We start from the raw sequence: 12,517 nt of genomic DNA, 5'->3' as shown, positions 1-12,517 counted from the left end.
ACAGCCCCTGACTTCAGGGGCTGTTTTTTTGTTTTATGACTTGGTCTTCATTGTATTTTCACAAAAATTGGTCAAAATTTGGTTCATTCTTGAACTTAATCACACTTTTCGGTAGCATTCGCCGACTCGATCTGAAACGCACGCTTTGTTTTATCCGCTCTTTTATATCGCATTTTTGCTTCTTGGGGTTGCAAGGCCGTTATTCAGAATACACTTAAACACTTAGCATAACTGAGCAAGCATGTTTGAATTCCCACAATTTTCTAAGCACTCTGTAAAAAATGATGTGCTTTCAGGCCTAACCGTTGCGTTGGCATTGGTTCCTGAAGCTGTCGCATTTGCTTTCGTAGCAGGCGTAGACCCTATGGTTGGTTTATACGCTGCCTTTATCGTTGGTTTAATCACCTCTATCTTTGGTGGTCGTCCAGGTATGATCTCTGGTGCAACAGGCGCAATGGCTGTTGTTATGGTTTCTCTGGTTGCAAGCCATGGCGTTCAATACCTATTTGCGGCAATTATGCTCGCTGGTATCCTGCAAATTGCAGCGGGTATTTTCAAACTCGGTAAATTCATCCGTATCGTGCCGCACCCAGTCATGATTGGCTTCGTGAACGGACTAGCGATCGTGATCTTCTTAGCTCAACTTGGTCAGTTCAAAGCACCTGATATCAATGGCATGCTAACGTGGCTACCACAAGGCCAAATGATGCTAATGCTAGGCTTAGTTGCTCTAACAATGGCTATCATTCACTTCTTACCAAAACTCACTACCGCAGTACCCTCTTCTCTTGTGGCTATTGTTACGGTAACAGCTTTGGTTGTAGGTCTAGATCTTGAAACACGTACAGTGGTTGACTTCCTACGTACAATGTCTGGTGATGAGGCAGCAACACTGGCGGGTTCTTTGCCAACCTTCTCTATCCCGATGGTTCCATTTACCCTTGAAACTCTACAAATCATTTTGCCTTACGCCATTATTCTTGCGGCTATCGGCCTGATTGAGTCGCTACTGACACTCACAGTACTGGATGAGATGACGAATACGCGTGGTCAATCAAACCGCGAATGTATTGGTCAAGGTATGGCTAACATGACCTGTTCGGTATTTGGCGCAATGGGTGGCTGTGCGATGATCGGTCAATCAATGATCAACGTAAATTCAGGTGGTCGTGGTCGCCTATCAGGCATCGTTGCTGCAGTAGCACTGCTGATGTTCATTCTGTTTGCATCAGCGCTTATCGAAATGATCCCATTGGCAGCACTGGTTGGTGTTATGTTTATGGTTGTTATTGGTACTTTCGAGTGGGCGACATTCAAACTGGCGCGTCGCGTACCAAAACAAGATTTCTTCGTTATCGTATTGGTTACCGTCGTTACAGTTCTCACTGACCTTGCTGTAGCCGTTGCTGTCGGCGTTATCGTTTCTGCCCTAATGTTTGCATGGCAACACGCAAAGCACATCTACGCAGATACGTGTATCAACGAGGAAGGTTCTAAAGAGTACAAAATTCACGGCCCTATTTTCTTCGGCTCGACGGCAAACTTCTTGGAGCTATTTAATGCTCAAGAAGACCCATCAGACGTCATCGTCGATTTTGCTGACTCACGAGTGACAGACCACTCAGCTATTGAGGCGATTGAAACTCTTGCAGAAAGATACTCTGCGGTAGGCAAAACGTTACACCTACGTCACTTGAGCCCTGATTGTCGTAAGCTTCTAGACAAAGCGGGCAGCTTAATTGAAATCAACGTGAAAGAAGACCCAAGCTATAAAGTAGCAACGGATATCCTTGCGGGCTAATTCGTCGCGTATCCAATTCCGTAATTTATAATAAAAAGGGCTTCCAACTGGAAGCCCTTTTTGTATGCTTTACATGAGTTTATTTAGCTTCTCGCCTAGTATTTCGAGTCGCCATCCTTGCATCACATCTGGCAGCTTGGCTGGATCTCGATCTGTTTTCCAGACCCAACTGATAAACTGGTTAAGCTGTTTCTTCGATGCCAAAAACTCAGTTGCAAGGCCAGTTGTTTGAGAAGCATGTTTTACTTCATCTTTTAACTTTTTAAACAACTGTTTGTAACCGTGCATATCCATCAAGCGTTCAATCTTTTCTGGGTATTCTTCTGCAGGTGTTTGGCAGGCTGATTTTACGATGGCGATAATCCGACTCGCATGTCGACCGATCGCACGAGGGTCTATCCCTTCTTGCTCCATTCTTTGACGGTTCTGGAGCCCAAGCCGCGCTACGGTTAGCAAATCCCCTTCTTTAAAAACAAAGTTCAATGCCAAATCACGACGTATCGCTTCTTTATGGCGCCATGTCGCTAATGGTTTAAGAATAGCGAGCTCTCGAGGTTTAAGCTGCCAAGCGCCTTTGATATCAAGGTACGCCATTTCTGGGTTAATGTTTTTTACCCGTTTGGAAGCAAGCAATTCGCTCTCTTGCTGCGCGGCTTCCCACCAGCCAGCGTCAGTGACTTGTTGGGCCAACTTTTCATAAAGTGGGTACAGATAAAACACATCCGCCGCAGCATAGTCCAATTGCTTGTCTGTCAGAGGCCTTGCTAGCCAGTCTGTTCTCGACTCACTTTTATCCAGCTCTACATTTAAAAAGGACTCTACCAGCGATGCGAACCCAGTAGAAAGGCCATGGCCCAAAAAGGCGGCCATCACTTGAGTATCCACCATAGGGAGGGGCAAGCAGCCAAAACTGTTTTGGAATACTTCAAGATCTTCACCACACGCGTGCAGAACTTTAAGCACTGATGTGTCTTTTAGGAGCTGCTCAAATGCACTCATATCTTCAATCACAGTAGGATCTATCAATGACAAATGCTCGCCATCAAAAAGTTGAATAAGTCCTAACTGAGGATAATAAGTTCGTGTACGTACAAACTCGGTATCCAACATAACGATGTCAGTGTCCCTTGCCTGCAAACAGACCGTTTCTAATTGTTTTGATTGGGTGATGATTTGGTAGTTCACTAAATTCTCACTGTGAGGTTGAATACGCCGGATACAAAAATGCCGACACGTGTTTGCCGGCATTCTATCATTTATCCATGCGATCTGCTTGGCTAGTTAGCCTTGCTGTGCTTTGGCTAGATTCGCTTCGTTTTCTTCACGTAGCTCCCTACGCAAAATCTTACCAACATTTGTTTTAGGCAAATCCTCTTTGAACTCCACCAGCTTAGGTATTTTGTAACCCGTTAGGTGCTGGCGACAGTGCGTAATGATCTCTTCTTTCGTTACGCTAGGATCGCGTTTCACGACATAGATCTTGACCACTTCACCAGAAACTGGATGTTCCTGTCCAATTGCCGCAACTTCTAGCACTTTTCCGTGCAGGGCCACCACGTCTTCGATTTCATTCGGGTACACGTTAAAGCCTGACACCAAGATCATGTCTTTTTTGCGATCGACGATATGAATTAACCCTTCTTCATCGAACTTGACGATATCACCAGTTGATAACCAACCATCAGCGTCAATCACTTCTTTGGTCGCTTCAGGGCGCTGCCAGTAGCCTTGCATTACTTGAGGACCACGAACTTGAAGCTCGCCTACCTCTGTATTAGGTAACGCTTTTCCTTCATCATCAACAATACGAACTTCTGTTGACGGTACAGGTAAGCCGATTGCGCCTGTATATGCCGTCAGATCGTATGGGTTACCGGTTACAAGCGGTGAACACTCGGTTAAACCATAACCTTCCAGAAGATGTATACCTGTCGTTTTTTGCCACTGCTCAGCCACCGCACGTTGAACTGCCATACCGCCGCCGACGGAAAGCTTCAAATTACTGAAGTCGAGTTCGTGGAAATCTTCATTATTCACTAACGCGTTAAACAAGGTGTTTACACCCGTAATTGCTGTGAACGGGTGTTTTTGCAGCTCTTTTATGAAACCAGGAATATCACGCGGGTTAGTGATCAGTAAGTTGCGCCCACCCATTTCAATAAACAGTAAACAGTTCACCGTTAAAGCAAACACGTGGTAAAGCGGCAGCGCCGTCACAACCAGTTCACGACCTTCAGACAAAACGGGGCCATACGCGCCTTTGGCCTGCATCACGTTAGCAATCATATTGCGGTGAGTCAGGATAGCCCCTTTAGCAACCCCTGTTGTGCCACCAGTATATTGCAAGAAGGCAATATCTTCGCCCGACATAAATGGCTTCACATATTGCAGACGACGTCCTTGGCGCAAGGCCTTACGCATTGAAATCGCCCCAGGTAAATCATATTTAGGCACCATGCCTTTCACATACTTCACCACAAAATCGACAATCGTGCCCTTCGCGCGAGGCAGCATCTGACCAAGGCTGGTCAGTACCACATGCTTAACAGGCGTGTTATCTACGATTTGCTCAAGCGTATTGGCAAAGTTTGAAACGATAACAATCGCTTTAGCGCCCGCATCATTGAGCTGGTGTTCTAGCTCACGTGGGGTATACAGAGGATTCACGTTTACCGCGATCAATCCCGCGCGTAGTACACCAAACAAAGCCACTGGGTATTGCAGTAGGTTTGGCATCATCAGCGCAACGCGATCACCTTTCTGCAATTTCAATTCATTTTGCAGGTAGGCCGCAAATGCCCTACTACGCTCTTCTAGCTTACGGAATGTCATTACCGAGCCCATGTTCATAAACGCAGGCTGGTCAGCGTACTTTTGTACTGACTGTTCAAACATTTCAACCAGTGATGGATACTGATCTGGGTTGATGTGCTCAGGCACATCGCTTGGATAACGTGATAACCAAGGTTTATCCACGGTAATACTCCTCGAAATAAGCGGGCAGTTGTCGACGAAACGCCGTGTTTTTGATGCCGACTATTACACCACAGGCAAGATGTCTGGGCACGAAACACCCGAACACTTGTTTAAATTTTGTTAACTAAGCCAAAAATTAGGTCAATTACTCTAGATGGAGATTGAAGGTGGCAGTGATGCCCCCCTAAAACCCATTCAAATTGAATCGTTTCAGAGGCATCTTGTTGAAAGCTATGCAAATGAGAAAAGCCTTGCTCACCGAGAATCACTACCTGAGGGCAGGTAATGTGCTGGCGAATGGAGTGTGCATGTTCCAACGACATTCGATAAAGAGACTGACTTTGCAGCTTAACGTCGTGTCGCCAAAACCATTGCGAATCACGCTCAACTAACCCACGTGAGACAATGGGTTCAATCAGCTCAGGCAAAATATGATTTACCTTGGCCCGTCTCTCTACAGCATCTTGTTTAGATGGGAATGCTCTTGCCGGTTTTTTACGAATTCTCTGACGGCTTAATACCCCTTCTCTTAATCGAGAAACGGTTTCACTCTCTTTTTCCGCCAAAGGACCGTAACCTTCTATCTGAACCAATCCACTGACTTGTTCAGGAAAGGCGGCACTATAACAACTTGCGACCAAAGCACCAAGTGAATGGCCGACTAACACAACTCTGTTTGGAGAAAACTTAACCAAAAACTGATAAATATCGTCAATATAGTCATGAAATGGATAGAAATTATTGTGAGTTTTATGGCTTGAATGGCCATGGCCTGGTAAATCGATTGCGCAAAGATGCAAGTTCGGGGCTTGCCCAAACAGCCCTTCCATAACGGTGTAAAAGCTGGCCGAGTTATCTAGCCACCCATGCAAAAAAACGACCGAGATTTCGGCCGTTTTGCAGTCTCCATACTCTATCGCTTCGATGAAACCATCGTGCAATTCGTAACGTGTCGTCGTAAACGTCATTTCACTTCCTGAATAACTTTTCCCTGTCGAGTGCCAAACCGTAGATCTCTGCAATAGAAACTACGGCAAGGATACAATCCACTATCAATGTCATGAACAATGATTTTTTCTTCAATACGCCATAGATGGTAGCCTTTTGCCTCCATCACTGGAAAGTCATAAGTAAACTCTCCCACCTTGCCTTGTTCCTTGGACTGACTTTGACCAAGTAGAGTAATTAAACGCCCTTCGGCCAACATGACGGGATCTGCGAACCCTTTGATATAGGCAATAAATCGCCCTTGCGGCTCTTTATCGATATCCGGTTTGCCAATTGAGCTTATCGGCAGGTTAACGATTTCAACCCGTGTTGACTGCTCTAGATTGGTCACCCCAGCGATCACACCACCAAGTCGAACTTCTGCGGTCGTAGATGGAGTAGACAGCCATTGATCGTAGTCAGTCACCACGTTGGCATTCTCTGTTTTGAGGTTTTCAGGAAGGGAACCGCAAGCACTCAATAAAAATGCCGTGCAGATAACGATGGCTTTGAGAAGCGAGTGAGGCAGCAAGGAGTGTGCTTTCATGATGTCACCACCTTTAAAGTGAAAGAACTATATATAAATATCGACACCCATCATCATTGAGAGTTCATCACGTTTCGATTGATTCATAACGCTCATGTACTCTTCCATCGCCTTGCGCCCTCGCCCTTCTGGGAGATCATACTGAACTTGCGCTTTATGAATGTCTGACTCGTTGACATGACGGATAGTATGAGCGACCGCATTCGCCACCTTAGAAGGCTGGCCAACTGCGCTCTTTTGTTCTGACTTCTTGACCTCATTCTTCTTATTGGCCTTATTAGCCCTATTGGGGCCAGGTACAGAAGAAGGTAATCCGTTAATTGAAACCATACTATCCGTCTAACTCAATTATTCACGACCAGGCAGCTTTTTCCACGCCACGGTGTCACGAAGATATGTTGGGCTTGCTTCTTCCGCATCTAAAGTGTTGCCTTTCTCCAGCTCAAGTTTCGCAATTTGGACAATATCTTCCGCATCTGGGAATAGAACATCACTGCCTTCACGATTGAACTTTAAACCCGCCAACGCTTCACCGTACGCGTCCCAACCCGTACCCGCTGTCGACCAAACGTGTTCGTCAGCCTGACTTTGCTCAGCCAATACTGCTGGTGGAATCACTTGCTCTTGATCAAACTGCGCCCAAGTTCCATCTTGCTGACGTACAAAACGTCCCCAATAGACTTCGCTCATGCGTGCGTCAATCGCACATGCTACATGGCTTGCATTGTGCTTACGGAAACAACCCTGAGCCATAGCTTCTAGCGTCGAGACGCCTATCATTGGCAGATCAGCGCCAAATGCTAAGCCCTGAGCAATACCGATACCAATACGTACACCAGTAAAGCTACCAGGGCCACGACCAAATGCCAATGCATCCAAGTCTGCCAGTGCTACGCCAGCTTCTTTTAATACTTCGTCCACCATTGGCAGAATCTTTTTGGTATGGTCTCTTGGTGCAACTTCACTGCGTACATACACTTTCTCATCAACTAAAAGAGCCACTGAACAGTTTTCTGTCGCAGTATCTAGGGCAAGGATCTTAGCGCTCATTGAAATCTCTAAATTATTCGTTTGTTGTTTCTAAAATATGGTCAAGAAAGTCTTCCACCACACCCAAGTCTCTGGTGCGCGGAATCGGCGGTAAACTCGCTAGAAATACGCCGCCGTATTCTCTGGTTACCAGTCGATTATCACAAATAATCAACGCACCTTTGTCTTTCTTGTCTCGGATTAACCGCCCGACGCCCTGCTTGAGTGTAATGACTGCATCAGGGATCTGAACTTGAGCAAACGGATCACCGCCTTTTAGTTGGCAATCTTCTATGCGTGCTTTCAGTAGTGGGTCATCAGGCGCGGTAAACGGCAATTTGTCGATGATAACACAGCTCAGTGCATCACCTCTAACATCTATCCCTTCCCAAAAAGCGCCAGTGGCGACCAACAACGCATTTCCCAGCTCCATAAACTCGGCCAATGTTTTCTGTTTACTGGTTTCACCTTGCATAAGGACGGGTACGGTCAACGTTTCACGAAAGCGCTCTCCCAACTCTCTCATCATGCTGTGCGAGGTACAAAGGAAGAAACACCGCCCTTGGTTGCGTTCAATCACTGGTGACAGCATTCGCACTAGCTTGTCTGCTAGCCCTGGGCTATTTGGCTCTGGCAAATAACGAGGGACACAAAGCCTTGCCTGACTTTGGTAATCGAACGGGCTGGGTAACGAGAGCTGTTGTTGCGGTTTTAACCCCAGCCGAGATGTAAAGTGGCCAAAATCACCGTTAACCGCCAGCGTCGCAGAAGTAAAAATCCAAGCACCCTGCTTAAGCTCGATCTGCTCGTGGAATTTATCCGCAACAGAAAGCGGCGTGATGTGGAGACTGAAGTGGCGCGGCGTGGTGTCGAACCAATACGAATATCCCGTAATAGAAACATCACAGACACGCTGCAATCGCGCTTGGATTGTATTCGCTCGTTCGAAAGCACTGTCGAGCAATTGGCTTCTTCCAAGAGCCAACTTCAACACCTCAAGCGCAAAATCGAGTGCTTCTTGCAACCGTTCCAACTCACGTGCAATGGAAGGAGACTTGATCGCTTCACGCCAGTTGCCGCGAAAGCCCGGTTCTCCCAAAGTAATGCGCAGATCCATCGCCGATTGCAGTAATTTCTCACCCACTTTCTGTAGTTGGCGCATATCTTTCGCTTCGGTTCGATAACCAATCTCGATATCTTTTGACAGTTCTTGGATCTGACGACTAGACAATGATTGCCCAAAGTACTGGCTGGCGATATCAGGCAACTGATGGGCTTCGTCAAAAATGAACACGTCTGCTTCTGGGATCAGCTCTCCAAATCCTGTTTCTTTAATGGCGAGGTCAGCGAGGAATAAATGGTGGTTAACCACGACCACATCCGCCTCCATTGCCTTTTTACGCGCTTTCAACACAAAGCAGTCTTGATAACTCGGACACTCTTTGCCTAAGCAGTTGTCGTTGGTGGAGGTTATGGTCGGGATCACTGGGCTATCTTCGGCGATCGCATCACAATCCCCTAGATCGCCCGTTTTTGTCTCACTCACCCAAGAGCGCACTTTAACTAGCTGGCTCAACAATGCAGGGTCCGCATTATTGCCGTGACTTTCCAACATTTGCCGACTTAATCTGTCTAAACACAAATAGTTCGCCCGACCTTTTAACAGCGCCACTTGACCATAAAATCCCAAGGCGCTAGTCATAAGCGGTAAATCACGGTGGAACAACTGCTCCTGAAGGTTTTTTGACCCAGTGCTGATGATGGTTTTCTTCCCGCTTAGTAAAGCAGGCACCAAATAGGCAAATGTTTTACCTGTTCCTGTTCCAGCTTCAACCACTAACTGCGTGTTTTGCTTTATCGCATTGGAAACCGCTTCAGCCATATCCAACTGAGCCTGACGAGGTTGAAAGCCCGGAATGGCTTTTCCTAATGCGCCATCGGAAGAGAAAGTTTTGGAGATCATCGAAAAAGGGTCTTTAGGGTCTGCAAATCTAAGAAGTGGATTATGGCAGCTTTGATGACGGCGTGCGAATAAGAATGAACATTCGTCGGGAGAGCTCACTCACTTACCGTCCCAGATAAGAAAGCGACAAATAAAAAGCGACCATGACGATTATTTGTTGAAACCACGTCAATATTAGTTTAATTGTTACTTTTAGGATTTAAGAGACTTCTTCGTTCGAAGCCCTAAGAAAATCTAAAAAACACAACAAAAAATCATTCATGGAAGTATCTATATAAATGGAAAAGAAAACGCTACTCACGCACTGCACTGACGCCCCAGGTCTTATTTCAAAGATCACTAATATTTGTTACAAACACCAACTGAATATCATTCACAACAATGAGTTTGTAGATAACACCAGTGGCCACTTTTTCATGCGTACGGAACTTGAAGGTTACTTTAACGACGAGACATTTCTCGCAGACCTTAGCCAAGCACTACCTGAAAATGCCAATTACAAACTGATTAGCTCCGCACGCAAACGCATTGTGATTTTAGTGACCAAAGAAGCACACTGTATCGGTGATATCCTAATGAAGAACTACGACGGTAGCCTCGATGTTGAGATTGCCGCTGTGGTCGGAAACTACGACACGTTGCAAAACTTAACCGAGAAGTTCGATATTCCTTATCATCACGTGTCACACGAAGGCTTGAACCGTGAAGAACATGAACAGAAAGTGCTCGAAGTGGTTGACCAATATGAGGCGGATTATTTGGTACTCGCCAAATACATGCGCGTTCTAACGCCGTCTTTCGTTGAGAAATACCATCACAAGATCATTAACATCCACCACAGTTTCTTGCCAGCCTTTATTGGTGCGAAACCTTACCAGCAAGCGTACGAACGTGGGGTTAAGATCATCGGTGCAACCGCACATTTCGTCACTAATGATTTGGATGAAGGCCCAATCATTAAACAAGACGTGATCCCGGTTGATCACACGTTTAGCGCACATGATATGGCCCAGGCTGGACGCGATGTGGAAAAAAACGTGCTGAGCAAAGCGCTCAACAAAGTGCTGAATGATCATGTGTTTGTTTATGGCAACAAAACCGTGATTCTATAACGCGTTCCTTTCACGATTTAACCGAGCATTGATACAAAAAGACCTCCCATTTCGGAGGTCTTATTTTATCTGTATATTCTAAAGCTTACTCGCCAATTCCACCCCTTGACGGATGGCTCTTACCGCGTCTAATTCGCCTGCGTAATCCGCACCACCAATCACATGAAGCTTACCTTCTAGTTGCTCCCATTTGTCTTCAAACGGGCGCACGGACTCCTGTCCGGCACAAATCACCACTTTATCGGCATCAAGCAATTGTTGGTTACCATCAATGGAAATGTGTAACCCCTGAGCATCGATTTTTTCGTAACTCACACCACCTAACAAATGCACGCCTCGCTTTTCTAATGTGCGTTTGTGGATCCACCCCGTGGTCTTACCCGGCCCCTTACCGACACGGCCTTTACGGCGCTGCAGCACCCACACGGTTTTATCACTCACAGAATCAGGATACGGGTACAAACCACCCGGATGCGTGATTTCTTTATCAATGCCCCACTCATGCAGCCAATCGTCAAGGTTATGTGCAGCGGGCTCTGTTAGCATGGTCGCGACATCGACACCAATACCACCAGCACCAACTATTGCGACTTTATTGCCAACAAACGTTTTATCTCGAATAAGCGTTTGGTAATCGACCACTTTTTCTGGGTTATCAATTCCTTCAATCGCAACTTTACGCGGTTCAACACCCGCCGCCATGACGACTTCGTCATACTCAGACAATAAATCGAAGTTCGCTTCTGTTTCCAAATGCAGCTTCACACCCGTTTCATCTATTTGATTCGCGAAGTAACGGATGGTTTCTCGAAACTCTTCTTTACCTGGGATCTGCATCGCCAATCGGAACTGACCACCAATGCGATCGTTACGCTCAAATAAATCAACATGATGCCCGCGTTTGGCAAGCGTCGTCGCACACGCTAAGCCGGCAGGCCCAGCCCCGACCACTGCAATGTTTTTCGCCGCTTGTGTCTGGGTAATTTTCAGCTCATCTTCTCGGCAGGCCAATGGATTAACTAAGCAACTGGCGCGCTTTCCTTTAAACACATTGTCTAAGCATGCCTGATTGCAGCCAATACAAGTGTTGATCAAATGCGACTGCTGATTTTCCGCTTTGATGACAAATTCAGGGTCCGCGAGGAACGGGCGCGCCATTGATACCATATCGGCTTGACCACCCGCCAAAATACGTTCGGCCTCTTCAGGCGTATTGATTCGGTTGCACGTTACGATGGGTACGCTCACGTGAGGACGTACTTTCTCAGTTACCCAAGTAAAGGCACCACGAGGCACTTGCGTGGCAATGGTGGGAATTCGCGCTTCATGCCAACCAATACCTGTATTGATGATAGTCACTCCGGCTTTTTCGAGCTCTTTCGCTAACTGGATCACTTCATCAAATGTGCTGCCCTCTTCGACGAGATCCAGCATGGATAAGCGGAAGATAATGATGAATTCTTCCCCCACAACTTGACGGATCGCCTTGACGATTTCTAACGGAAAACGGATACGATTTTCGTAGCTGCCACCCCACTCGTCGTAACGCATATTGGTCCGTTTACAGATAAACTGGTTGATCAGATAACCTTCTGATCCCATTACTTCCACGCCGTCATACCCTGCCTGCTGCGCTAAAGCAGCGCTATTGGCAAAAGCTTCGATGGTCTTGTGAATTTGGCGCACACTCATTTCACTAGGCGCAAAACGAGCAATCGGTGCTTTAATTGATGACGCGCTTTGAGAAAAGGGGTGCATGGCATAACGACCTGCATGCAAAAGTTGTAGCGCGATCTTGCTACCATGTTCGTGCACTGCCTGCGTGACCACCTTGTGAGCTTTAGCATGCTTAGGTTTACTGAACTCGGCACTAAACGGGTGCAGTCGACCACGCAGATTGGGCGAAAAACCACCCGTCACAATCAGGCCTACGCCACCTTTTGCTCGCTCAGCATAAAAGGCGGCGAGCTTCCCTAGGCCTTCTTTATGTTCTTCAAGTCCGGTATGCATTGAGCCCATCAAGACTCGGTTTTTAATCTGGGTAAAACCTAGATCCAACGGCTTTAATAGATTTGGGTACATGGCAGACATCACTTCCGTTT

Annotated in this window: 10 protein-coding genes; 2 read left to right on the top strand and 8 right to left on the bottom strand. The window is 46.5% G+C overall.

All coding sequences use genetic code 11. The features are described 5' to 3' along the window. Positions 1-241 precede the first annotated feature (241 nt). Positions 242-1,801, top strand: a complete 1,560-nt coding sequence (locus VNE01S_RS00775; RefSeq protein ID WP_053395749.1) for a SulP family inorganic anion transporter — start codon at positions 242-244, stop codon at positions 1,799-1,801. A gap of 69 nt (positions 1,802-1,870) precedes the next feature. Here VNE01S_RS00775 and rnd read toward each other — a convergent pair whose 3' ends face one another. The 7 genes from rnd to yoaA form a co-directional block, all read right to left on the bottom strand. After that, complete coding sequence (gene rnd, locus VNE01S_RS00770) at positions 1,871-2,986, bottom strand: ribonuclease D (RefSeq protein WP_053395750.1); 1,116 nt, start codon at positions 2,984-2,986, stop codon at positions 1,871-1,873. 96 nt (positions 2,987-3,082) lie between these two features. Continuing rightward, positions 3,083-4,777, bottom strand: a complete 1,695-nt coding sequence (fadD, locus tag VNE01S_RS00765) for a long-chain-fatty-acid--CoA ligase FadD (protein ID WP_053395751.1) — start codon at positions 4,775-4,777, stop codon at positions 3,083-3,085. Between the two features lie 110 nt (positions 4,778-4,887). Next, positions 4,888-5,745: an alpha/beta hydrolase gene (locus tag VNE01S_RS00760; RefSeq protein ID WP_053395752.1), complete on the bottom strand. Its 858-nt coding sequence runs from the start codon at positions 5,743-5,745 to the stop codon at positions 4,888-4,890. After that, entirely contained in the window at positions 5,742-6,311 is a 570-nt protein-coding gene (locus tag VNE01S_RS00755) for a Slp family lipoprotein (RefSeq protein ID WP_082331691.1), read from the bottom strand. Before VNE01S_RS00755 ends, VNE01S_RS00760 begins: the two co-directional genes overlap by 4 nt. 27 nt (positions 6,312-6,338) lie before the next feature. After that, positions 6,339-6,641, bottom strand: coding sequence for a hypothetical protein (locus VNE01S_RS00750; protein WP_053395753.1), 303 nt, complete (start codon positions 6,639-6,641; stop codon positions 6,339-6,341). 18 nt (positions 6,642-6,659) lie between these two features. Beyond that, entirely contained in the window at positions 6,660-7,361 is a 702-nt protein-coding gene (tsaB, locus tag VNE01S_RS00745; protein WP_053395754.1) for a tRNA (adenosine(37)-N6)-threonylcarbamoyltransferase complex dimerization subunit type 1 TsaB, read from the bottom strand. A 13-nt stretch (positions 7,362-7,374) separates the two neighbouring features. Next, positions 7,375-9,303: a DNA repair helicase YoaA gene (gene yoaA, locus VNE01S_RS00740; RefSeq protein WP_053395755.1), complete on the bottom strand. Its 1,929-nt coding sequence runs from the start codon at positions 9,301-9,303 to the stop codon at positions 7,375-7,377. Positions 9,304-9,581: 278 nt separating this feature from the next. Here yoaA and purU point away from each other — a divergent pair, with 278 nt between their 5' ends. Further along, complete coding sequence (purU, locus tag VNE01S_RS00735; protein ID WP_053395756.1) at positions 9,582-10,415, top strand: formyltetrahydrofolate deformylase; 834 nt, start codon at positions 9,582-9,584, stop codon at positions 10,413-10,415. A 78-nt stretch (positions 10,416-10,493) separates the two neighbouring features. On the opposite strand, the gene VNE01S_RS00730 is transcribed toward purU, so the two are convergent. Continuing rightward, positions 10,494-12,497, bottom strand: coding sequence for an NADPH-dependent 2,4-dienoyl-CoA reductase (locus VNE01S_RS00730; RefSeq protein ID WP_053395802.1), 2,004 nt, complete (start codon positions 12,495-12,497; stop codon positions 10,494-10,496). Positions 12,498-12,517 lie beyond the last annotated feature (20 nt).

Origin of the sequence: Vibrio nereis NBRC 15637, from assembly GCF_001591105.1 — a bacterium.
GTDB lineage: Bacteria > Pseudomonadota > Gammaproteobacteria > Enterobacterales > Vibrionaceae > Vibrio > Vibrio nereis.
Note: the sequence above shows the minus strand (reverse complement) of the source record. Positions and strands in the feature narration are given on the sequence as shown.

Coding starts and splice junctions, on each gene's coding strand:
- VNE01S_RS00775 (WP_053395749.1), top strand. CDS start 242: ATGTTTGAATTCCCACAATTTTCTAAGCACTCTGTAAAAAATGATGTG.
- VNE01S_RS00760 (WP_053395752.1), bottom strand. CDS start 5,745: ATGACGTTTACGACGACACGTTACGAATTGCACGATGGTTTCATCGAA.
- VNE01S_RS00755 (WP_082331691.1), bottom strand. CDS start 6,311: ATGAAAGCACACTCCTTGCTGCCTCACTCGCTTCTCAAAGCCATCGTT.
- VNE01S_RS00750 (WP_053395753.1), bottom strand. CDS start 6,641: ATGGTTTCAATTAACGGATTACCTTCTTCTGTACCTGGCCCCAATAGG.
- tsaB (WP_053395754.1), bottom strand. CDS start 7,361: ATGAGCGCTAAGATCCTTGCCCTAGATACTGCGACAGAAAACTGTTCA.
- yoaA (WP_053395755.1), bottom strand. CDS start 9,303: ATGATCTCCAAAACTTTCTCTTCCGATGGCGCATTAGGAAAAGCCATT.
- purU (WP_053395756.1), top strand. CDS start 9,582: ATGGAAAAGAAAACGCTACTCACGCACTGCACTGACGCCCCAGGTCTT.
- VNE01S_RS00730 (WP_053395802.1), bottom strand. CDS start 12,497: ATGTACCCAAATCTATTAAAGCCGTTGGATCTAGGTTTTACCCAGATT.